Below are 24017 nucleotides of genomic sequence, written 5' to 3' on the forward strand. Positions count from 1 at the left end.
GGCATTCTATTGGGTTTAGCCCCACTTGCCCTTCTTCATATGGGTTTCAAGCTCAGCCATAATCTTCTGAATCATCGTTAAAGCGAACTCCTTCTCCTCATTTGCTATCTTAACACATGGTGGATCCAGATTATCTTGGATAATCTCTTCAGCAACAGCCTGAAGCTCTCTTAATAGTGATAGAGCCTTCATGTGGAGATAGTTAGTCTTTCTAGACCTTAGAACAAGCTGCTCTTCTTGTGGTGAAAGCTGTTTGAACTGTTCTTTGGGGGCGCCACACTTAGGACATTTCTCAGGGGGCTCTGGACCCTCATATACAAATCCACACACCTGGCATTTCCAGAGGGGCATGCAAGACCCCGTATATACTATGGCAAAGGCGACCTATATATAGATTTTCCTTTTGAAAAGATCCTTGTCTTAGAGCATAGATGTAAACATACAACTGTAAGGGCTTTATAAACGACTTGCGATGTTGTGTAAAAATGATGTGACGATGTAAAACTCTTTATGGGTTTTTCATTGCGATTCACTATCGCTATTCTTATATTGCTCTCCAGCCATCTATTCTAATCGGTGCTTGACACATGTCAAGTTTGGATATGAATAAAAAGGCAGAGCTAGTTAAAAACATGTTGAAGGCTATTCACAGAGGAGAGAGTGTAGAGGAGCTCAAGAAGAGGTTTGGAGATATACTTAAGCAGATATCCCCATTTGAAATTCCTTTGATAGAGCAGCAACTTGTTGGCGAGGGCATATCAATTAACGATATTCTAAAGCTCTGTGATCTGCATGTAGAGCTGTTTAGAGAGTATCTTGCCAGTAGAGAGCTCTCAGACGTTCCAAAGGGCCATCCTGTAGACCTGCTCATGAGAGAGAATGAGTGGATATTGAAGCAGGCTGAGGCTCTTGGCCTCCAGTCCTCCATACTCTTAAGGGCTAGGGATGCTGACGAGGCTTTGAGGCAACTCTCAATACTAATGGACTTAGCTAGTAATCTAAGGGCTTTAAGAAGCCACTATAGAAAGGTGCAGATGCTCATATTTCCATATCTTGAGAGAAGGGGGATCATAGCAGTTCCAAGAGTTTTGTGGGGTAGAGAAGACCAGATTATCGTAAAGCTCAGAAAGTTGTTTGATCTTGCCACAAAGGCTCGGAACAGCAGATCACTAGAGGATGTCAGAGCTGTTGGAGAGCTTGGAATGGAGATTGCTAGAGAGATTGGAGAGCTTGTGTTTAGAGAAAACAAGATCCTGTTCCCAGCTGTGTGGGTGCTATTCACAGAGGGTGAGTGGGCTGCTATATACGAGATTGCTAATAGGATTGGGTGGATAGTCGAGGCGAAAGACGGTGTTTGGAAGCCTGGCTCAAAACCGGTTTTGCCACATGAGCTAAAGCCTGTTGTAGAGCCACAGCAACTTGAGAAGCTCCCACAGGAGTTCAAGGATGTTGTCGCTAAAATGGGTTTGAAGCCAGATGATTACAATATTGTAGAGGAGAACGATATAGATCTGGGTACGGGGTATCTAAATGTTGAGGAGATTAAGGCGCTACTCAAATCAATTCCAATCGAAATAACATATGCGGATAAAAATGATAGGGTAACACTATTCAATGAAAGCAAACTGTTGAAGGGGTTCATAAGAACTGAGACCATTCTTGGTAGAAGAATAGAGTTTTGCCACCCACCAAGACTAGAGAAGTTGGTTAGGGAAACCGTGGATGAGCTGAAAGCCGGCAAAGCAGAGTATAGAGAGTTTTGGACTAGACAAGGAGACAGGATATTGAGAGTACTTATAGTCGCTGTCAAAAATGATAGGGGAGAGTATCTAGGAACTCTCGAGATAGTCGAAGACTTTACAGACGTTATAAACAATGTTGAGGAGATAAAGAAGAAGATAGTGGTTCTATAATGAGATCCACATACGAGCTAGCATCAAAATATGTTGTCCCAGCAATAAAAAGAAGACTCGTTTTAGAGCTTGCGAAAAAGGGTTTAATGGGTGTGGAGATAGCTAGGAAGTTGAGCATATCACAATCTCTAGTAACACGATATTTAAGTGGGGAGAGGGGAAGCTACATCAATATAGATGAATATGCAGATATTGTGAAGCTTGTAGAGGGTTTGGCGAACAGGATTATCGAAAATCATATGAGTGAATACGATGTTGTGAGAGAGTTGGATAGAATTGTAATGGCTTTCATGGCTAGGAAATATCTATGCAAAAAACATAAGGAGATAGAGCCATCGATAGACATTACAAAGTGTAATATATGCCCATCTCTATACAAAGTCAACATATAGTTTTTGAGATTTATCCACTCCATTTAAACACTACTCATACCCTATTGTTGCCGGAGGCTTTGGAGTCACATCAAAAGCCATGGCCCTGACCTTGTCGATCTCAAGAAGCTTTTCAGCCACCTTCTTTAGGTAGCCTATATCTACCCTGGGAACCTCAGCCACAATAAAGTTCTCTGTCTTAACAATTCTTATCGCTATCAGGTAGTCTCCCTCTCTCTTTTCACCGAGCTCTACAAGTATGTGTGGATATCTCGATGTGTCAAATAGTTTGTATATTGTGTATGGATCGTAATCCCCTGCTTTAACTAGAATGGGGTGGCCATAGCTACGCCTACCATCTATAACACCTGTTACCCTAACAGAGAATATGAGGTGCTCATAGCTGTTGACAAAGCCTTTTTCCACCACGTTGTATTCCCATGCCGCTGGGAAGTATTGGCTGAAGCCCATGCCATTCAGCATATCCTCTACAACAGAGGTCGCTCTTCTGACTAACTCAAGCTTCTCTCTGTAGAGTCTGCCAACAGACCTTACGAGAAGGCCTGGCCCTGGGAAGGGCTGTCTCTCAACAATTTGTTTGGGTAGTCCAAGCTCCTTGGCAAGTTCCCAACCTCATGCTTGTAGAGATTTATTAGAGGCTCTATAACTCTAAGCCCATACCTTTTGAGAAGCTCTTCATTCAAAACATTGTGCTGAGTCTTAACACCGCCAATAGTTTCAACAACATCAGCTTTTATAGTCCCTTGAACAACCCATTCACAGCCCTTCTCCTCAGTAACAGCTTTGACAGCTCTGTAGAAAGCGTCTCTAAACGCTTTTCTCTTCTCCTCAGCATCCTCGAGACCCTCAACCCTAGAGATTATCTGCTCAGAAAAGTCATATATCTCGATGTCTAGGAAATTCTTGAGGTACTCCTTGACCCTGAGACCCTCTCCAATCCTCATAAAACCTGTATCAATAAAAACAGGGTAGACCTTATCACCAAAAGCAATCTTAGCAATAATTGCAGCTACAGTACTGTCAACACCACCGCTAACACATGCAATGGCGCAGTTAACATCTCTATACCGACTCCTCAACCCCTCGACAATACCACTTAGAGATGATACCATTAGTCACTCACCTAGCATGCAGCAATATCAGAAACTGTAATCGGCAATCCAAAATTTAAATCCAACTTCTACACGAACAATCAAACATACATTACATGGTCTATGCAGTACAGAATATGATTTATGTATACCTCTCTAAAAACAATAACTACACTGTCTCCATCTTCAGAAACCCAATCACAAAGAGACTAACATGGAAAGCCGTTTAGGGTTTTGCATTACTTCTCATGAATTTTAATTACCTTTAGTCGCTTCCCCTGTTGCTGGGTACAAAACTTTTGAGAAACTTTTGAGTCTGTATACTAATAGTTGCTTGTGAGGTTTCCGATGAAGGCGTTTATCCGCTTGGCGAGGCAGATACCAGAGGGAGTAGGGGCAGGTGGGAGTGAGGAAAATAATTAAAGATATTTTTATTAGAAGTAGTTAAAAATAATGGGCAGATCCAAACCTTCTATACGGAACAGACTAAAAGTTATAGCTGTAGACCATTTCCTACCTTGGTCTTTTTAGGTCTCTGTGTCGATTTATCACAGCTTCCCCTAGCTCCTCTCCACAAACTGGTGTGGATCTCGGGAACTAGTATTCCACAGGAATGGAGTGATATAGATGTTCTGGTAGTTGTTGGGGATGAGCTGCCTAAGAAACCAACAGAGAGAATAGATCTTGTAGTGCCATGCATAACAGCTGTGGGTGCCCCAATAGAGCCGCTGATAATTACTAGAGAAGAATTTGAGAAATTAAAAGAGAAAAGAAATCCAGTTGTAGAGAAGCACTAAACAGTGGAATACCAACAATAAGCTAATAGTTGTTGTAATTAAAACTGCTTCTAATGTTCACTTAATGTGCACTATTCGAATCCTAAATGTAGTTTCCATGTCTACTTGTTAAATTACTATAAACATTACGATTTACGATGGATATGACTATGGTACTCTATGCAAATGTTCATAAAAATTTATATTTTCCTACATAGATAAAGATTCGGTGGCTTTAAAAATGATGCTGAGTTTTTATGTGCCTTCGATGAACATTAAAACGTTTGGTACAGCTGGAAGATATATTCAAGGGCCTGGATCAATTAAACTGATTGGCGAGATTGCTAAGAATTATAATATTAGAAAACCTCTTGTGTTTGCAGATAATATAGTCATGAATGTTATTGAGAAGTATGGGCTTTTCGAATCTTTTACACAAAGCGGCATTGATTATGTTAAAGAGTTCTTTGGGAAGACTTCTTGCGGATCTGAAACATGTGATGAGGAGATACAACTTCTATCTGGAGTAGCAAAGTCTAATGGTTGCGATGCTGTAGTTGTTGCAGGTGGTGGAAAGGCTATTGATACGGGAAAGGCTGTTGCAAATAACCTTAGATTACCTCTCATAGTCATTCCAACTATAGCGTCTACAGATGCTCCTTGCAGTTCGGTAGCGGTTATCTATACATGTGACCATGTTTTTAAGGAGTATAGATTCTATCCCAAGGGACCCGATGTTGTGCTTGTGGATACTGAGATCATAGCTAAGGCTCCTCCAAGGTTTTTGGCATGTGGTATCGGAGATGCGATGGGCAAGTACACAGAGGTTCCATCGTCTGTTAGAGCGGGTGCCAAAAACCTTCTGCTGAAGCCTGTTCACGGATACCCACCTATGATAGCCATAGCAGCCCAAAAACTCATGATAGATATACTCTTTGACTATTCGGAAGAGGCTATAGAGAGTGTTGAGCTAGGGGTTGTAACACCTGCTCTAGAGGCGGTTGTAGAGGCAACAACACTTTTAAGTCAAATAGCATTTGAGGATGGAGGACTCTCAGCAGCGCACTCTATATACAATGGTTTTACAGCACTTGAAACAGATCCAAAATATAAACACAGACAGTTTCCATACCATGGGGAGCTGGTATTCTTCGGCACGCTGGTAGAGATGATTTTAGATGGGTATCCGAAAAACGAGATAGTAAAGATTATGGAGTTTGGTCACAGAATAGGCCTTCCGATAAACCTAGAAGAACTTGGATTCAAGGAAATCTCAGATGAAGACATTATGAAAGTTGCTAAAGCAGCTACAAAACTAGGTGAAACTATACACAACAAGTCGTATAGAGTGACCCCAGAAATGGTTTTCAATGCCATAAAAATAGCAAACGAAATAGGCCTGACTGTGGCTGAGAAAATCCCCAAAAGGAAATTTAAGAGGTAAAGTAAGAGATAAAGCATGATGGTTCTCTTAGCTTCTTACTTAGCTTCTTATGCCAGCCCTTCGCACTGAAAGTAGCTGTGTGGGGTTGCTGCTCGGGAGTGGTAGTCTCGGAGACACCTAGACACATCTGTAGGTGCTATAAGTTTTACCAATCCTATAAAGACCTTCAAATTAGAAAATAGCTACTAACCCTAACCATATAAAGATTTCCCTAGGTATTTAAGCTATGAACACTTTTATATGGTGTCTAAATATAGGGGCTCTATGTATATATGTAAAAGATGTGGTAGGGTGTTCAAAAGTAGAAGGGCTTATATAATGCATATAATCTTGGGCAAGGAGGGCAATTCGAAGATTAGGAGAAGAAGATAGGAGGTGTGGTACCTAGCTTAAAATTGGGCACAGCTTCAAAACCATAAACAGCTTTTAAGATGCTAAAGATTCTCTGTTTTTTTGGATGTGTTTAGTGTCTAGTTGTGTTCCTGAAGATGTTTTGGAGTTGCTTAGGGCTTTTGCTGATAGGCTTAGAGCTGTTTTGGGTTTTGCCGAGGTCTATTTGTTTGGTAGTTATGCTAGGTGTGATTGGCTTGTTGATAGCGTTATAGATCTCATTGTTGTTTCGGATGGTTTTAGGGGTCTTGGTCTCGGGGAGAGGTATGCTCTTGTAAGAAAGCTTCTGCCACCTAACAGAGGTTTTGAGATACTTACCTACACACCTGAGGAGTTTGAGTATGCTAAGAAGAGAAGCATTGTTATTCAAGATGCCTCGGAATACTGGATAAAAATAACTTGAGCTTGAGTAGGTGCATACAGTGAGGGAAGAGGCTTTGGATTGGTTTGAAAGTGCTTTGGTGGATTTGGATGAGGCTAGGAAGGCCCATCTTAGAGGGAGTTATCATCTATCGGTATTCTTAGCCCATCAAGCAGTAGAAAAAGCACTAAAGGCATTTATGATAGCCTTTAGAAGAATCGGGCCTCCCAAGTCACATGACCTCGTAGAGCTTGCAACACTAGCATCAATATCATTGGAGCCAAATGAGATGGAGGCTCTATCAGAACTCTCACCATACTACACAATATCGAGATACCCAAATGCGGGACTTAGAAAACCCTGGAAAGAAATAGCCCAGGGGAACCCCCCAAAGAATGTTGACAATAGCCGAGAAAATCGTTGAGAAAATCGATAAGTATTTTAAAGAGCAAATAAAGGAGACTTAGTAAAAACTACTAAGATATTCAAAGCCTAGGGCCAAAGAAAAATTTTAGCATTATGTTTTCAGAGTCTTGCTAACAAATCCCATGTACACATCTCAGATGTGGCCATGAACCTATATAAATAATTTTGTATAAATAATTTGACTTAAATAAATACCTAAAAAAGAGAATTGCTTCATACAATAACTGTTTTTATTCCAAGAATCTTTGCCACATCTGCAAGGGGCTTCACATAGTCTCCATATATCATGCTAGCATGGTGTACGAAGCCCTCTTCTATTAGTGTTCTATACACTTTGTCTAGGTCCTCCACCTCTACCCATACCCAGCTACCTCTAAAGCTTGGCTTCTCATCTTCCAGTGCCCTGCCTCTGGTTATGAATAACTTGAATTCTCCATCATATTCAACAAGCCTTGATATTGTTACAACACCTGGTTTGAGTCTCCCCTCATAGGTTCCATATGCTCTCTCAACACCGACATCTCTATACATTATGCTGTGGTATATCAATGAGCATCTACCGGCGCATAGAGCTGGTGGAGCGTTTCCGCAGTGCCACGCTAAGAGCACGTTTGGTTTTTCTGGGTGTTTGATTGTCCAGTCTATGAAGAATGGTGGTGTTTGTTCAAGCGATGCCGCGTACTGCATTATCATTGTCAAAACCCCATAGACGTCAACCTCGCATGCTGTCATGATGCCGCTTTGTGTTAGCCTGGCCATTGCATGGCATGGCGAAACACCATAGTATTTCTGAATCTCTGTCCAGCATCTAAAGCCAATACCGCTAAGCTTCTTCGACTCTGCGAATCTTCTCAAGACAAGCTCTAGCTTAGCTATCTTGAGGAGTGCTTCTTTGGGTATCTGCGAGACATCTGCATAACTTGTAATCTCGCTTACTATTCTCTGAACAGCTGGGTCATCATCACCAAGCTTCTTAGCCTCTTCAACAACCTCAAGCAGTGTTGCGTGAACAACCCTCTGCTTAAACTTCTCAGCCATTTTAGCCTCATTAAATGTTACAGTCTCGAACCTCTCTGGCCTTGGACCCACAATTCCAACTCTAGCCCCGACAAACCTCCTATGTATAGAAACAACTCTAATGAAGTTATCAAAGTTGTCTACAAACTCCCTGTCCTCTGGAAACACTATACCTCCGAACAGAAATGGTATCTTCCTTCTATACAAAGCTGAGGCCAAGGACAGTGTGCCACAGAAAGAATCGGATCTCCTAAACCCACCAGGGAGAGTCTCAGGCTCTTTAGTAGCAAAGACAATTATTGGCAAACCCCTAAACTCCTCAGCCACCCTAGCACCAGCAAGCTCATCTCCAAAGGTAAGAGTTGATAGCACCAGCCCCTCAACACCCCTCTCCCTAAAAAGCTTCACAACCTTTTCAGCATCCTCATCATCTGTAACCAACCCCATCTTAGTATCCTTCTCACTAGGATAAACAACCTCGACAAAGTTCCCAAACCTCTGCTCAACAACGCTGACAAACCTCTTCTTAAGCTCCTGAGCCCACGACTCGTCAAATGGATATCGATGCAGAGGAACAAACCCAATCTTTATCCTTTCCAAAACCACCCACCAAATCCTATCATATATGATGAAAGTCTTTTTTAAGTTTTTCTGAAATATTATATAAGATTCTATTGAGTTAAAAAAATAAGTTTTCTGCAAAACGTATTACAAGTTTTCCCTAAGATCTAAATATTAGTGTTCTTCTCGATAAGTCAACGATCACAGCTATAACCAGTATCAATGCTGTTGCTACATCTTGCCAATAAGGCGAAATCCCTATGAATACTATACCAGTTCTAGCAATTGACACAAGCAATGCTCCGAGTATGGCGTTGAAGGCATTTCCTTCGCCTCCAGCTAGACTTACACCTGCCAATGCACAAGACGCAATTGCCAAGAGTTCCTGCCCCGTGGCTATATCTGCGTAACCAGATGCTACTAGCCCCGCATATATCATTCCAGCTATGCTAGCCATGGCACCAGAGTACACAAATGCAAATATCCTTGCTTTATGTATTGGAATACCAGCAACTCTAGCAGCCTCTAGGTTACCACCTATAGCATAGAGGTATCTTCCTATAGCTGTCCTCTGCTGAATGAACATTGTTAATAACGCTAGTAATAGCAGTATAATTGCAACTCCATATGACGACGCCAAGAACTCTATTTTAGACATGTCATAGATTTTTATTGGAAAGCCCTTTGTCATGCCAATCGCTATCCCTCTTAACAGCATTAATGACCCTAGGGTTACGATAAATGCTGGAATAGTCGTTGGTAGAGGAGGTGAAAATATTGCCACTATAGATCCGTGGTACAGCCCTACAATGATCCCCATGCACAAGGTGGCTATAAACGCAATGATTGGATCTACACCTATATTCACAAGGAGATATGCGAATACCATAGACGATAATGAGGCTAAGGATCCTACAGATAGATCAATGCCGCCAATAATTAACGCCATTGATTCGCCCATAGCGAGAATCGCTATACCAGCAAACCAACGTAGTATTGTTACCCATGTTGAGAACTCTATGAATCTAATGTTTATTGCGCCTATGATAATTGTTAATCCTAGTATGCCAATTGCAGTACCTATCTCAGGACTTCCAAGCAAGATTGTTTTTATTGATACTTGACCAGCTTTAGCCTCGGTACTTTGCCGCTTCGCCATACATTTTTCACCTAGATGCATATTCCAGCAATTTTTCTGCGGTTGCTTCACTTCTTAAGGTTTCTGCTACTACCCTACCCTTAGAAACCACAATGATTCTATCGCTCATTCCAAGCACCTCATGAACATCATCAGATATCAAAACAATGCCACAGCCTTTAGATGCTAGTTCTACCATAAGCTTACGAATCTCGACCTTGGCCCCAACATCCACACCCACGGTGGGTTCGCCCAAAAACACAACTTTAACCGGTCTTGAAAACGCTCGGGAAATTAATGTTTTCTGTTGGTTTCCACCACTCAGATACATCACTTTCCTACTTGGATCCGGTGGCACTATATTTAATGTTTTCATCAATTTGCTTACAATATCTCGCTCTCTATAATTATCTATTACCTGGATGGCCTTGTACTTGCTTAAAATATCTAATGACGATATTGTTATGTTACTTCTTATTGGGAGAAGGGAGAATAAACCAAGATTTCTCCTATCTTCTGGTATGTAGATAATGCCGTATTTTCTGATGGCTTCTGTGGGGCTTCTAATGCTTATTTGTTTTCCATCCAAGAGCAGTTCTCCCTCGGTTTTTTCGATTAAGCCTGTAATGGCTTTCGGTATTTCATAGATTCCTGAGCCAAGAAGACCAAAAATTCCAACTATCTCCCCTCTTCTTACATTAAAACTTACCTTATGCAAAGTTTTCGTTGTCAGGTTTCTAACTTCTAGTATCACATCACCTATTGGCACTGCCACCTTTGGATAGAACTCCTTAATTTCGCGAGCAATCATAGCCCTTATAATTTCTTCTATTGAGATCTTTTTAGTGGTATTGTCGTACTCTGCAATTTTGTATCCGTCTCTTAAAACAATTATTTTATCAGCAACCTTTATAACCTCTTCAATCCTATGACTAACAAATATTTGGGCTATGCCATTCTTTTTCAGTTCCAGCATCGTATTTAACAATCTTTCGGTCTCGGCTATACTCAAACTTGAGGTAGGCTCATCAAAAATCAGTAGCTCTGCCTTCATGGCCAAGGCTCTTGCAATCAGAACAAGCTGCTTCGTCGCAGCATCTAGCTGTCTTATTTTTGTCTTCGGATCTAAATTCTCAATACCAACAATTGACATAATTTTCTTAGCTTCTTCGCTTAATTGTTTATAGTTAACAATTTTTAAACCTCCCCTAATTTCGATTCCCATCATAGTTGCTTCAGCGATTGATAGATTAGGTGGAAGCAAAAGCTCTTGAGGAACATAGAAAATCCCCATCTTCATTGCATGCAAAGGATTTTCGATATGAACTTCTCTCCCTTTCCACAATATCCTCCCACTATCAGGCTTAAATATGCCGAATATAATTTTCAACAACGTCGACTTTCCCGCTCCATTCTCTCCAACTAAGCCGATAATCTCGCCTTTTTTAACACACATCGATACGCCTTTTAGTGCAACAACTCCTGGAAACCTCTTCCAAATATTCTCTAAAACAAGTAAACCATTGTTCACATTAAGCTCCATTAAAACCACCTTATATCATTATCAAACATGTTCAATAAATATAAAGTTAAAAAATGGTTTTGTTTTAACTCACGTTTTGTAACCCGAGAAGTGATGGATCGACACCAAGTTTGCTCATTAGTTGCTTATATTCAGAGAGACCTAGGATTACCACCTTCTCTCCTGTTGGTGCTGTGAATTCCATGTGCTGCGTTCCAACAAGGTCTACGCCAGTATCATATATTTTGTTGTTTGGATAGCCAGGTATGAAGCTCTTGAGAGCTTTGTCAACACCATACTTAGTCATATTGTATAGGAGCCATACAGCATAATATCCCATGAAATACTCTCTTTGGCCAACGGTGGCAAGTGCATAGCCCTGTTGGAGTGGTGGAACATTATCTGATGTAACATCGAATTCAACTAGAACTATTTTTCCAGGGGGATAGTTAAGTTGTTGCATTGCCTGGCTCCATGCAGGCCCTTCATATGCGTTAGAGCCAAAGGCTATTTGAAGATCTGGATTTGCTTGTAGAATCGATAGTGCATAATTAACGGCTGTGGATACATCACCTTTATCTTCATATGGTCCTATAATCACTAGATTGATATTGCCTCTTATGTCAGGATCTGTTTCAATGCATTTCTTTATAGCGTCTTGGAACCCCTGGACTCTTTCACGTGCGTTTTGTGCAGATAATGTTGCTGTAATTATTCCAACCTTTAATGTTGCCCCTGGTTTGATGTAGCCTTTTTCTTTGGCTAGCATATATGCGGCTAAACCACCTAGGTAGCCGGCTTTGTAATTGTTAGTACCTAGATAGGCTAGCCTGTTAGAGTTGGGAGAATCTGTGTCAAATGTTATTGTTAAAATGTTTTGTTGCAATGCCTTGTTGATATAGGGTATTGCAGCTTCAGCATCGACAGGTGCTATAGCAAGGCCTGTAACTTTTTGAGCTATGTATGTATCTACCTGCGATAGCTGTAAATATGCTTCTTCACGAGTTGGTGTAAAGAATGTTGCTTCAATGTCAGCGCCATACTTACTTCGTATTTCATCAGCTGCTTTTTTCATGCCTGCTTCAACTACAGACCAATAGGGATGTACCCCCTTGCCTATCAATACGAATGTCAGTTTCTGAGGTTTTGATGTTGTAGTATAGTAGTAATACAGCCCTCCACCCGCCGCAACCGCAACAACTACTACGACTATGATTATTATAGTCCATAGTTTAGATAGGGCTCTTGATACCGACACCTTGGACACCAATATTACTGGTATCATGTTTGCGGTTTAAAAATTTTTAAGAAGTGAATAAAACAGCATATATATACTCGATAATAAGATAAAACTTAAAATGGTTCAATAAATAAAGTAATAAGAATTGGACTTGTGCTGCAGGCGAAAAATAATGAAGAGCACAATATTAGTTGCATTTGATCTTGGTGCAAGTAGTGGTAGGTGCCTTGTAGGAAAAGTTGATGTAGATAACAAAAAGCTTGAAATGGAAGAAATACACAGATTTCCTAATGGCCCTGTTCGAATAGGTAATCATCTATATTGGGATGTTCCAAAGATTTGGAGTGAAGTTAAGGAAGGTATTCTCAAAGCCTACAGAAGGTATGGTGAAGACATTGTTTCTATTGGGGTTGATACGTGGGGTGTTGACTTTGCTTTGTTGAATAATCATGGTGAGCTTGTTGGACTGCCTTATTGCTATAGGGATCCTAGAAGGAAAGAGGCTATGGAAGAGCTTTTGAGAGCTATACCTGCTGAGAGAATATATATGAGAACAGGTATACAGTTCATGCCTATAAATCCACTTTACCAACTCTACGCTATGGTCAAAGATAACTCCTCTTCGCTTAAAGCGGCAAAAACCTTTTTGATGATACCGGATCTATTCAATTATTGGCTATCAGGTGTTATAGCATCTGAATATACAGATGCCTCTACAACTCAGTTCCTTGATCCATGGTCAAAGAAGTGGGCCTTTGATTTGCTAGAGGAAATAGGGTTTCCAACAGATATATTTCCCAATATTATTGAACCTGGAACAAGACTAGGTGAAGTGAGCCCTAGTCTTGCAGAAGAACTGGATATACCAAGAAGCATAACTATCATTGCACCAGCTACACACGATACTGCATCAGCTGTTGCAGCTTCTCCAATAGAAGATGACTCTGCTTATATAAGTTGTGGTACATGGAGTTTAGTTGGTATAGAACTGTCTAGCCCAATAATAAATAGAAAGGCTATGGAATATAACTTCACTAATGAAGGAGGTATTTTCAACACAATTAGATTTCTAAAGAATGTCCAGGGAATGTGGTTCCTACAAGAGATAAAACGTGCACTTGCACTAAAAGGAGAGGATTACTCATATGAGGAACTAACAAAAATGGCTTCAGAAGCAAAAGGATTCATAGGATTCATTGATCCAGACGACCCAAGATTTTTAGCACCAACAAATATGGTTGGAGAAATCATGAAGTTTCTTGAAGAGACAAAGCAAAACAAGCCTAGAAACATCGGTGAGCTGGTTCGTCTGGTTTTAGAAAGTCTTGCAATGAAATATAGATTTGTTATAGAAAGGTTAGAGGATATATCAGGAAAGAAGATAAGAGAGATTAACATTGTTGGAGGGGGATCAAGGAACTGGTTACACAATCAACTGGTAGCAGATTTTACAAATAGAGTTGTTGTAGCAGGGCCAGAGGAAGCCACATCAATAGGCAATATGCTTACACAGCTAGTTGGTTTAGGCTACATAAAATCATTAAAAGAGATTAGGGAATATGTAAGAAACTCCTTTAATCTAAGAACATTCGAGCCTCGTTATAGTGCTAAACATGATGATATGTACTCATCTTTTCTAGATATGCTAGAGAAGCTTGGCAGAATAAAGTGATATATCTTAACATTTTAGCATTTTATAACACTTTTTGAAAGCTTATTAAAACTGGGCTATTATCAATATGGCTTGTGATATATTATGAACCAACATGACATTAGCGAGAAAGATAAGGTTATGCGACAAATATGTGAAGCTCTTAGAATGATGTATCTAAAGGGACTAATAACACCACTTACAGGCAATATCAGTGTTAGGGTAGATGAGAAAACCATTGTTATGACGCCATCAGCATTTGTTCCGACCATAAGACTAAAATACGAGCTCAAGCCTGAGGATCTGGTTGAGGTTGATATAGAGGGTAATGTGATTAGTGGTGGAAAACCGACAACAGAGCTGCCAATGCATCTAGCTATCTATAGAAGCTGTAGTAAATGCAAAGCTGTTGTGCATATACATGGGGTTTACTCTCCGCTTATATCGGAAAAAGATATGGAGGATCTGTTCCTAGACACGGAGCTGAAGTACATTCTCAAACCGAGGATATGTCTCGTGAAAGAACTTATTCCAAGGACAACAGATTTGGCGGATGCTGTTGCTAGGAAGGTTGCAGAGGGTTGTGAGATAATATACTTGGAGAGGCATGGTGTTGTATCTGTCTCTGATAACATTGGTATGGCACTCGAGCTAGCGGAATTGGCAGAGGTTATAGCAACTCGAACCATTTTCTACAAGCTGATAATGCTAAGGTAGATTACCATACCTAAATTTTCTTGAATATTTATTACTTTGTTTTGCTACAAACCATTTTTATGTGATTTACTTGAGTAGGGCACCATTGCTATTGTTTGCTGTGGTACTTGCAGCAATAGTTGTAGCAGTCCTCGTGCAGTACATATATATAGTTTTTGTGAAGCAAGAGTCGGCAGTACCATTGACGAAGACAAGAACGGTAACATATGTGACAACAGTAGTGACGACACCTATATATACAAACCCTGTAACCAGTATCACATCAACGAGTTCTCGCTATGAACTGATACTCTCTTTGGCTAGAGATGTTGAGAATGTTGTGGAGCGAATCAGAAACCTATCATTTAATGGCGGTGTTAACTTCGAGCTTATAAATACTTCGTGGGCCTTGGAGCACTGGGCTCCTAGCGAGTCTTCTGAGGTGCCTCCAGATGTTCTATACAAGGAGATGGTCTACAAGCTGACGTTTCTAACACCACTTAACTTCTCTCTAATCTCTGGCGAGAGGGGTTTCATCGGAATGTTTTTAGCTGCAACAGCTGGCACAACAATTTATATAAACACAGATTATTTTGATCCCAATAGCCCTGGATCCAGAAATGTTCTAGCACATGAGCTTACACATGTTCTTCAATTCATACACTTTCCAAACATCTTCTCTGGGGATAACACAACAGATTCTGGCTTAGCTAAACAAGCTCTTATAGAGGGCGATGCTGGGTGGACACAGCATCTATACTGTGTCATAACTGGCTTGTGCACACCATCTCCAAGGACTGGGATAGATCTTGGAAACCCGTATATAGCTCTTGTAACGTTTCCGTATGTCTATGGAGAGTGGTTCATTTCATACCTGTACAATTTGAGTGGCTGGGGCATCGTCAACAAAGCTTATTCGATGCCCCCTATCTCAACATCTATGGTTATGCACCCAGATAGGTACGTTGTCTACCTGTCCACAGGTGAGAAAGGCTTTGAAGACCCTATCATCGCCTGTAACTGTAGTGGTAGCAAGGTTTATTCTGATAGGCTCGGCGAATACTATGTCATGCTTGTGCTTGCTAGGAGAATGGGTTTAGATAATGCCATGGAGATAGCATCTAGCTGGGGAGGCGATAGGGTAGTGCTATACAAGATTGAGAATGTGACTCACGTGACATGGACTCTATGTTGGAACATAACATGGAGATCCCAACAAAGCCTAGATAAATTCTACGAGGTTTTCTCAAATGCTGTAAAACCACTTGGAGGGGAATACAATAATAACACATTGATGGTCGAGATATACAGGGGGGATTCATGGACATTTATAAAATCTGTATACATAACTGTGAAGAGGTAGGGGCTTGGATATAGCATGAGAAGTGCTTTAAGCCTTTCGATACTGGTGCTATTGTTTCTGCTCCCGGCTCTGCAAGCACAAAGCGAATTTGTTTATAGAGTTGGTGATTGGATTGAATACGGAGTTCTATTTGAGATCGGATCTGCAAGATGCCTATACATTCTAAGACTTGAGATAGAAAATGTCAGTAGCCAGGCTGTTAGCTACTCGCTAGGGATTGTAGACACAGTTTCCAATAGTACTCTATGCAATTCTGTAACAGACTTGCTAATAACGGCAATCTACTTTGAAACCAGATACCCCATAAACATAAGCAACTCTACGCCAGAAAGCAGAAACATGATAATATCCCCGAGATACACAGGAAACTACACCGTTGACAACATGGTTTTGCAGTACTACAAAGGTGTGCTTGTATCGGCAGAAGCTTTGCTAAAAACACCTTTTGCAGGAACACAAAAAATATTCATGGTCAATACAAGCACAGAGGAGTTAAAGAAATTTGCAGAAACCCCTCCAAAAATAGAAACCCCAAGAATAGTTATAACAATAACGCAAGTGGCCTATATGCCAACAACAGTATTTAATATATTAACACAAACAATTGAAACGACACATACATACACAGCCTCAACCACAATAACATCAGCATTTACAACAACACTTAGATATACACATACTTACACCTATACATTGATAACCCCAGAAACAACTACAACGACAGAAACAATATCAATTCAAAAAACAGTTCCAATATATCAAACAGTATCGTCAACAGAAACACTGGTAACAATATCGTCAACAACAATTACCTTGATTCAAATACCAATGAAAATAGAACATGCGATAGCAATTGGAGGTGCGATAGCAATATTAGCAGCCATAGCAGGAATTTACATAGGGTGTAGAAGAAGATAATCGAACACACTTTAGATCAACTCAGTTAGCATTTCTGCAACCACCATATGAATAAGCATAAAGGATTGGCGTCCTCGTTTAAGTATAATGACTATGGATTCTAAGCTCCAGTATCCTCTCCTTTAAGAAATATTTTAAAATAGTCACCTCTTTAATGTAGTATAGAGGGTGATTGAATTTGGTTGAGAGAAAATTTGTTTTGGTGGTTGACCAAGGAACTACTGGTACTAGGGCAATGATATTTACATATGATGGGCTTCCCATAAAGGGTGGATGGGCCTATCTAGAACATAATCAAATCTATCCTAGACCTAGCTGGGTTGAGCATGATCCTCTCGAAATTTGGGAAAAAACTAAGGTAGTTATAAAAATGGTTTTAGAGCAGGCAAAGGTTGATCCTAGAGAGATAGTTGCTATTGGTGTTACAAATCAGAGGGAAACTACAGTTATATGGGATCCTAAAACCGGCAAACCTGTTTATAATGCTATTGTGTGGCAGGATAGGAGAACAGCCAGAGAAGTAGATTATCTACGCGAGCACTACTTTAAGACTATACAAGAGAAAACTGGTCTGATACCCGACTGCTATTTCTCAAGTACAAAGATTTGGTGGATCTTAGACAATGTTCCTAATGTTAGAGAGAAGGCTAGGAAAGGCGAATTCTTATTTGGAACTATAGATACTTGGATTATTTGGAATTTAACTAGAGGATCAAAAGATGTTCTAACACCTGAAAGATATGGAGCACATGTAGTGGATTACTCAAACGCTTCTAGGACAATGATATTCAATATTCACAAGCTTGATTGGGATGATGAGCTCTTGGAGATTCAAGGTAAGATACCGAGGGATATACTACCTCTTCCAAGACCTTCAAGCGATAAGACTATCTACGGTTACACGGGACCAGAGGTTAGCAACGAGCTTTTTGAAGGTGTTAACATACCTGTAGCAGGTGATGCTGGAGATCAGCAAGCCGCACTCTTCGGCCAGACCGGATTTGATGTAGGCGATGTTAAGTGTACTTATGGAACAGGAAACTTCATATTACTCAACACAGGATCTACACCAGTTCCATCCAAACATGGGCTTCTAACAACCATTTTCTATAGTCTTGAGCCAGGGAAGGCTATTTATGCCTTAGAGGGAAGCATATTTATAACTGGCGCAGCTATACAGTGGCTTAGAGATGGTTTAAAGATTATCGAGGTTTCCGCAGAGATTAACCCATTAGCTGAGTCAGCACCAGATACTGGTGGTGTCTATTTTGTTCCAGCGTTTGTTGGCTTGGGAGCTCCGTATTGGGATCACTATGCAAGGGGGCTTATAATAGGCATTACAAGAGGGACTGAGAGAAGACATATAGCTAGAGCAGCTTTAGAGGCTATAGCTTATCTCACAAGAGATGTTATAGAGGCTATGAAGGCTGATACAAATAGAGATATAACTATTCTGAAAGCTGATGGAGGTGCTGCAAAAAGTGATTTTCTATTACAATTCCAAGCAGACATACTCAACATTAAAGTTGTAAGACCAGTTGTACTTGAAACAACTTCATTGGGGGCAGCATATCTAGCTGGGTTAGCAGTTGGATTTTGGAAGAATTTAGATGATGTTAAAAAGAATTGGAGGGTAGATAGGGAGTTCATACCCAAGATGGATGAAAAGACTAGGGAGAAACTGTATAAAGGCTGGAAGGCAGCTGTTCAAAGAGCACTTGGATGGGCAAAGGAGGTTCCATGGGCATATGGCTACGAATAAATATTAATTCTTAATTTCTTCATCTTTTTGTATTGTACTAATACTATTAGGTGATATTAGAATTTGAAAACCCTCCGCGTTGTTATAATAGGTGCTGGTATTATTGGTGCATCTATAGCTAGGGTTCTTAGCATGTATGAAAATTTCAATGTTATTGTCGTTGAGAAGGAATTTGATGTTGGATGGGGTGTCAGTAAAGCCAATACAGGCATTATACACCCCTGTCATGAGGAAGATCCGCAAGTATATCCTTTAAGAGCTAAGCTATGTAGAAAAGGTAATGAGCTTTGGAGGACGTGGGTAGAGGAACTTGATATCCCTGCTAAATGGCCTGGAGAACTAATGGTTTTCTTTGATTCTCAAGAAGAGAAAAATGCTAAAAGGTATATCGAATTGGCTAACCTAAATAGAATACCAGGTGTAAGGATTGTATATAATGATGAGCTGTTTCAGCTTGAGCCAGCTCTAAATAGAAATGCTTTAGGGGCTGTATATGCACCTACAGCTGGTGTAATATCGCCTTTCGAAGCTGTTATAGCAGTTATAGAAAATGCAGTAGATAATGGAGTTAAACTTTTAACAGAAACGAGGGTTAAGAGAGTTGTTATAAGAAATGGAAGAGTTTTTGGTGTAGAAACAGATAATGGCTTTGTAGAAGCTGATATAGTTGTAAATGCTGCTGGGCTTTATGGTGACGAAATTTCTCATTCAGCAAGTGTGGAGGAAAGCTTTTTTATAAAGCCTCGGAAAGGAGAATATCTGCTTTTTGACGAAACTGTAAAGGTAAAGCCTCAAAGAGTTGTTCACACAACACCAACACCTATAACTAAAGGTATTTACGTTGTAACAACAACACATAACACATTGTTGATAGGGCCAACAGCTGAAGACTTGCCATATAATGCTAAAGAGGATGTTTCAACAACAGAAATGGGTTTAGACCATCTTTGGAAAGAAACATCAAAACTTTTAGCTGATTTGCCCTCGCGCACAAAATTAATTAGAACCTTTGCAGGATTGAGACCAGAGCCCCCTGATGGTAACTGGCTTCTCAAAGCATATGATAATCCATGGGGATTTGCGAACGCTATCGGCATTAGATCTCCAGGACTTACTGCTGCCCCGGCAATTGCCTATTACATTTTAGAGCAAATGATAAAAACATACGATATCCAACTTAGGAAAAAAGAGAGTTGGAATCCGTTTAGAAAGAATATCATTAGATTGAAGGAGAGGAGATTAGAGGAAGTGGATGAGTTGATAAAGAAGAATCCAGATTATGGAGAGATAATTTGCTATTGTAGAATGGTTTCAAAAGCAGAGATTTTGGAGGCTATAGAGAGAATGAAGAAGATAGGTGTTAAGACAATTACATTGGACGGCATAAAGTTTAGAACCTTAGCCATGTTTGGGCGTTGCCAAGGGTCTTTCTGTAGATGGAGAATAGCTCTACTCATATCAGAATACATGAAGAAACCTCTACACGAGGTTACCGTCAAGAAGACTAGATATGGTATTGGAGATATTAAAACTTTGCTTAAGCTTGAAACTAAAGATCAAAGTTGATTCAAGGTCAATCAACTAAATTATGGTCTGTGATTCCACATGGTTGAGGTTAGGGTGTATGATACAATAGTTATTGGCGGTGGCCCAGCAGGTATAGCAGCCTCCATCAAGGCAAAAGAGCTTGGCTTAAAGGTGCTTCTCATAGAAAATAGAGGTCTTTTAGGCGGTATACCACTTCAATGTGTGCATCCAGGCTTCGGTCTCCACTATTTTAAGGAGGATTTAACGGGTACAGAATTCATAACGAGGTTGTTGGATAAGTTACATAGCCATGGTGTGGAATATCTATTGAACGCATATGTGCACTCAATAGATTTAGTGAACCCAACTGAGAAAATAGTAAATGTAGTTACACGCAATGGTGTAAAGAGGCTTAAGACAAGAACAATAATCTTTGCAACAGGTGCTAGAGAAAGACACATATTCGAAATAAATGTTCTTGGCAATAGACCAGATGGCATTTATACAGCAGGAGAGGCTCAAACACTTATGGATATCTATGGCGTTTTGCCTGGAAAAGAAGTTGTTGTAATAGGTTCTGGAGATGTTGGAATGATTATGGCTAGAAGGTTTGCACTTGAAGGCGCCAAGGTCAAGGCAGTTATTGAGTTAATGCCATATCCAGGTGGGTTAATGAGAAATGTTGTTCAATGTCTTCAAGACTACAATATACCTTTGTATCTTAGTCATGTTGTAACTAAAGTTATTGGTAAAGATAGAGTTGAGAAAGTTGTTGTAGCTAGAGTAGACGAAAATCTAAAGCCAATTCCAGGAACAGAGTTTGAGATTACATGCGATACCGTTATTGTTGCAGCTGGGCTTGTACCATATGTAGAGCTTTTAGAGCAAATTGGTGTAGTTATGGATCCAGCAACGAGGGGGCCCATAGTCAACGACTATCTTGAGACTACCATGCCAGGTCTATTTGTTGCCGGCAATGCATTGGTCATAAATGATTTGGTTGACTATGCTGCAGAGCAGGGTGAGTGGGCTGCTGAAAGCGCGAAATACTTCATAGAGAACAATGGTATACCCACACCAGAGTCTGGCTGGAAAAAGGTTGTTAAGGGTCGTAACGTAAGACTTGTTGCTCCACATTACATTAGTTGCGAAAAATCTGTTGTAATATATGCGAGGGTGTCTTCGCCAGAATCAAATGTTGTTGTGCAAATACCAGAGATAGGATTAAAGATGAGGATGTTTAAAGTAAGGCCAGCAGAAATGATTAGGCTAGCGCTAAGCAGATCAATTTTGCAAAAAGCAAAGAGTTTTGATAGAATAACTCTTGAGGTATTACCACAGTGAAAATGCGAGAACTAACATGCATTATATGCCCCATTGGATGTGCACTAAGGGTATACCTAAGTGATGATAACAAAATAGAGAGGATCGAGGGAAATCTATGCCCCAGGGGAACAGAATTTGCAACCCAAGAAATTTTAGACCCTAGAAGAGTTGTAATGACAGTTATCCCAGTACTTAACGGCGATTTGCCAACGGTATCGGTTAAAACAGATAAGCCTGTGCCGAAAAAATGCATAGAAGAGATAATGAAGATTGCATCGAATCTTGTTTTAGAGGCACCGATAGAAATAGGCCAAGTGGTATTGAAAGATATATGTGGTGCAAATATAGTGGCAACTAGGAGGGTTAGAAAAGTGAAGTAAATTTCATTAAGCAAGAACGAAGAACGTTGATGCAAGGATTCAAATATCTGTAAAGCTCTTAATACTTGTTTACTGTTTATGTCTTGCGCTTTTACTAAGATTATTAATAAGGTGCAATAAATATTAGTGTTAAATGAACAATTTATACAATAAATATTTTAACAAATATTTAAAATTCGGTAAAGATGATATTAATAATGTTGTGACTGCGCGGTGACCAAGATTTTGCTCTACAAAGGTAATGAGGAAGATGTTTTAAAAGTTTATGAATCTGTTAAAAGCATTGGGATTGTGTATGGCTATAAGAAGTCTGACAATGAAATAAAATTTGATTTTATTTCAGGTGCCAGCGAACTTCCACTAGATGTTACCACAACTCAAAGACCTGGATACTATAGAATTAATGCTGGTTTTGGATTTGTCCATTCCTTTCAATCCCCCAAAAACTTCCTTTACCCGCCAAGAACAGATATAGCTATTGTGACAGAGAATCTATATGTTGAGGTTCTTGAAAATAATATAAAAAGTGTTGTGTTGTTTGGTGTTAAGCCATGTGATTTAGCTGCTATAAGAGTTTTTGATGAGCTATTTGCATCAAATTTTAATCCGTATTACTTCAATAGAAGGAGAGGGATTGCTGGTATAGTAGTTGAGGAATGCTTGTATCCTAGTGAAACATGTTTTTGCGGTTCTGTAGGTACAGGGCCTGACGTAACTGATGGTTTTGATCTAGCTTTTGCTAGAATTGACAGAGATTTTGTTTTATTTAAGGTTGGATCATCTTTCGGCAAAATCATTGTAAATAAACTTAGACTTGAAAGAGCTAATGAAAGCGATGTTGGCGTCTATAGAAAGCTTGTTGAAGAGGCCAAGAAGAAAACTAGTATTGGTATTTCCGTTGAGGATATGCAAAAAGCTCTAAGCATTTCTATACCAAATGAGCATCTATGGAGAAAGCTATCTGAAAAGTGCCTAGGGTGTGCTAACTGTAATATGGTCTGTCCAACATGTTTCTGTACAGAGATTGTAGATGAAATTGAGAATGATAGAAGTAGGAGAATTGCTCAGTGGATTGGATGTCTCTCATATATCTATGGGCTCGTTGCTGGAGGGCATTTTAGAAAAGAGCTTTACACAAGATATAGACACTTTGTTTTACATAAATTCCTATTCTATCCAAAGCAAACAGGTCTTTTAGGATGTGTTGGTTGTGGTAGATGTATCGTTTGGTGTCCTGTTGGAATAGATATTAGAGAAACTATAAAGAGCGTTGTCAATGAATATGGTGAAAAACATGGCTAATCCATTCAAAGAAATGCAAAAAGGCATTGTAGTTAATGAGGTTGTTGAAACTCCAACAATTAAGACATTAACTATAAGACTTCTTAATAGTGAAATGAAGGCCTCGCCAGGTCAATTTAATATGGTTTATGTTTTTGGTGTTGGAGAGGTCCCAATATCATTTTCAAATATATATAATAGAGGAGATGTATTTGAACATACAATAAGATTTGTTGGGGCTGTTACGAGAGCCATTATGAAATCCATTAGATTAGGTTCTATAATAGGTATTAGAGGCCCTTATGGAATTGGATGGCCTATTAAAGAAGTTGAGGGAAGCGATATTATGATAGTTGGTGGTGGCATTGGCTTTGCCCCTTTAAGACCTGTTGTAAAGTATTTAATGAGATTTAGACAAGCTTTTGGAAGAATTAATATATTATATGGTGCTAGAAATCCAAATGAGTTTCTATTCAAATATGAATTTGAGAGCTATTCACAAATACCAAACTCCAGATTTTTACTATCAATAGATGCGCCATATCCTGGCTGGCAACATTTTGTTGGATTTGTAACTGATTTGATAAAGTTTGCTGATGTCGATGTTAAAAACACCTATGTGTTTATGTGTGGACCAGAGGTTATGATGAGAGTGGGTGTAAAGAAGCTTTTGGAGAGAGGCTTTAGCAAAGACAAGATATTTCTCTCCCTTGAGAGGAGAATGAGATGCGGCTCCGGCATATGCGGATCATGTCAATTTGGACATATGTTTGTATGTAAAGATGGCCCGGTCTTCAAATTTAGTGAAATAGAGAATTACCTAGCTGTTGAAGGGATATAAA

23 protein-coding genes are annotated in these 24017 nt (G+C 39.8%); 16 read left to right on the forward strand and 7 right to left on the reverse strand.

The window, feature by feature from the left end; genetic code table 11:
* Positions 1-15: 15 nt before the first annotated feature.
* The gene (locus QW284_03935) at positions 16-351 is read right to left on the reverse strand and encodes a rubredoxin (GenBank protein MEM0338817.1); all 336 of its coding nucleotides are present in this window, start codon (positions 349-351) and stop codon (positions 16-18) included.
* Between the two features lie 236 nt (positions 352-587).
* On the opposite strand from QW284_03935, the gene QW284_03940 reads away from it, so the two are divergent.
* A complete protein-coding gene (locus QW284_03940) occupies positions 588-1913 on the forward strand; it encodes a DUF438 domain-containing protein (GenBank protein MEM0338818.1) in 1326 nt (441 codons plus the stop codon).
* Positions 1913-2305, forward strand: a complete 393-nt coding sequence (locus QW284_03945) for a transcriptional regulator (protein ID MEM0338819.1) — start codon at positions 1913-1915, stop codon at positions 2303-2305. The genes QW284_03940 and QW284_03945 overlap by 1 nt, the downstream gene beginning before the upstream one ends.
* A gap of 30 nt (positions 2306-2335) precedes the next feature.
* Here QW284_03945 and QW284_03950 read toward each other — a convergent pair whose 3' ends face one another.
* Positions 2336-2755: a hypothetical protein gene (locus tag QW284_03950; protein ID MEM0338820.1), complete on the reverse strand. Its 420-nt coding sequence runs from the start codon at positions 2753-2755 to the stop codon at positions 2336-2338.
* Positions 2756-2835: 80 nt separating this feature from the next.
* The gene (locus tag QW284_03955; protein ID MEM0338821.1) at positions 2836-3417 is read right to left on the reverse strand and encodes a hypothetical protein; all 582 of its coding nucleotides are present in this window, start codon (positions 3415-3417) and stop codon (positions 2836-2838) included.
* Positions 3418-3977: 560 nt separating this feature from the next.
* Between QW284_03955 and QW284_03960 the strand changes: the two genes are divergently transcribed.
* From QW284_03960 to QW284_03975, 4 genes are all read left to right on the forward strand, one after another.
* Complete coding sequence (locus QW284_03960) at positions 3978-4193, forward strand: hypothetical protein (GenBank protein ID MEM0338822.1); 216 nt, start codon at positions 3978-3980, stop codon at positions 4191-4193.
* 220 nt (positions 4194-4413) lie between these two features.
* On the forward strand, positions 4414-5616 hold the full coding sequence (locus QW284_03965) for a glycerol dehydrogenase (GenBank protein ID MEM0338823.1): 1203 nt from the start codon (positions 4414-4416) through the stop codon (positions 5614-5616).
* 466 nt (positions 5617-6082) lie between these two features.
* Positions 6083-6409, forward strand: coding sequence for a nucleotidyltransferase domain-containing protein (locus QW284_03970; GenBank protein ID MEM0338824.1), 327 nt, complete (start codon positions 6083-6085; stop codon positions 6407-6409).
* 19 nt (positions 6410-6428) lie between these two features.
* Positions 6429-6791: a HEPN domain-containing protein gene (locus tag QW284_03975; protein MEM0338825.1), complete on the forward strand. Its 363-nt coding sequence runs from the start codon at positions 6429-6431 to the stop codon at positions 6789-6791.
* Positions 6792-7006: 215 nt separating this feature from the next.
* On the opposite strand, the gene QW284_03980 is transcribed toward QW284_03975, so the two are convergent.
* From QW284_03980 to QW284_03995, 4 genes are all read right to left on the reverse strand, one after another.
* Positions 7007-8410: a hypothetical protein gene (locus tag QW284_03980; GenBank protein MEM0338826.1), complete on the reverse strand. Its 1404-nt coding sequence runs from the start codon at positions 8408-8410 to the stop codon at positions 7007-7009.
* Positions 8411-8531: 121 nt separating this feature from the next.
* Entirely contained in the window at positions 8532-9530 is a 999-nt protein-coding gene (locus tag QW284_03985; GenBank protein ID MEM0338827.1) for an ABC transporter permease, read from the reverse strand.
* 7 nt (positions 9531-9537) lie between these two features.
* Positions 9538-11052 (reverse strand): sugar ABC transporter ATP-binding protein, encoded by a 1515-nt coding sequence (locus QW284_03990; GenBank protein ID MEM0338828.1) that lies wholly within the window; start codon positions 11050-11052, stop codon positions 9538-9540.
* 64 nt (positions 11053-11116) lie between these two features.
* A complete protein-coding gene (locus QW284_03995) occupies positions 11117-12289 on the reverse strand; it encodes a sugar-binding protein (GenBank protein ID MEM0338829.1) in 1173 nt (390 codons plus the stop codon).
* Positions 12290-12443: 154 nt separating this feature from the next.
* Between QW284_03995 and QW284_04000 the strand changes: the two genes are divergently transcribed.
* The 10 genes from QW284_04000 (at position 12444) to QW284_04045 (ending at position 24016) form a co-directional block, all read left to right on the forward strand.
* The gene (locus QW284_04000) at positions 12444-13943 is read left to right on the forward strand and encodes a rhamnulokinase family protein (GenBank protein MEM0338830.1); all 1500 of its coding nucleotides are present in this window, start codon (positions 12444-12446) and stop codon (positions 13941-13943) included.
* 84 nt (positions 13944-14027) lie between these two features.
* Positions 14028-14639 (forward strand): class II aldolase/adducin family protein, encoded by a 612-nt coding sequence (locus QW284_04005; GenBank protein ID MEM0338831.1) that lies wholly within the window; start codon positions 14028-14030, stop codon positions 14637-14639.
* Between the two features lie 70 nt (positions 14640-14709).
* Positions 14710-15981 (forward strand): DUF4157 domain-containing protein, encoded by a 1272-nt coding sequence (locus QW284_04010; protein MEM0338832.1) that lies wholly within the window; start codon positions 14710-14712, stop codon positions 15979-15981.
* A 15-nt stretch (positions 15982-15996) separates the two neighbouring features.
* A complete protein-coding gene (locus QW284_04015; protein MEM0338833.1) occupies positions 15997-16899 on the forward strand; it encodes a hypothetical protein in 903 nt (300 codons plus the stop codon).
* Positions 16900-17077: 178 nt separating this feature from the next.
* Positions 17078-18661 carry a glycerol kinase GlpK gene (glpK, locus tag QW284_04020; GenBank protein ID MEM0338834.1) on the forward strand — a complete coding sequence of 528 codons (1584 nt, stop codon included), beginning with the start codon at positions 17078-17080 and terminating at the stop codon, positions 18659-18661.
* Between the two features lie 63 nt (positions 18662-18724).
* Entirely contained in the window at positions 18725-20227 is a 1503-nt protein-coding gene (locus tag QW284_04025) for an NAD(P)/FAD-dependent oxidoreductase (protein MEM0338835.1), read from the forward strand.
* Positions 20228-20266: 39 nt separating this feature from the next.
* Positions 20267-21532 (forward strand): FAD-dependent oxidoreductase, encoded by a 1266-nt coding sequence (locus tag QW284_04030; protein MEM0338836.1) that lies wholly within the window; start codon positions 20267-20269, stop codon positions 21530-21532.
* 2 nt (positions 21533-21534) lie between these two features.
* Positions 21535-21894 (forward strand): DUF1667 domain-containing protein, encoded by a 360-nt coding sequence (locus tag QW284_04035; protein ID MEM0338837.1) that lies wholly within the window; start codon positions 21535-21537, stop codon positions 21892-21894.
* 225 nt (positions 21895-22119) lie between these two features.
* On the forward strand, positions 22120-23196 hold the full coding sequence (locus QW284_04040; protein ID MEM0338838.1) for a 4Fe-4S dicluster domain-containing protein: 1077 nt from the start codon (positions 22120-22122) through the stop codon (positions 23194-23196).
* Positions 23189-24016 (forward strand): FAD/NAD(P)-binding protein, encoded by an 828-nt coding sequence (locus QW284_04045; GenBank protein MEM0338839.1) that lies wholly within the window; start codon positions 23189-23191, stop codon positions 24014-24016. The genes QW284_04040 and QW284_04045 overlap by 8 nt, the downstream gene beginning before the upstream one ends.
* Position 24017: the final 1 nt, after the last annotated feature.

The sequence above is a fragment of the Ignisphaera sp. genome, assembly GCA_038735125.1.
Classification (GTDB): Archaea; Thermoproteota; Thermoprotei_A; order Sulfolobales; family Ignisphaeraceae; genus Ignisphaera.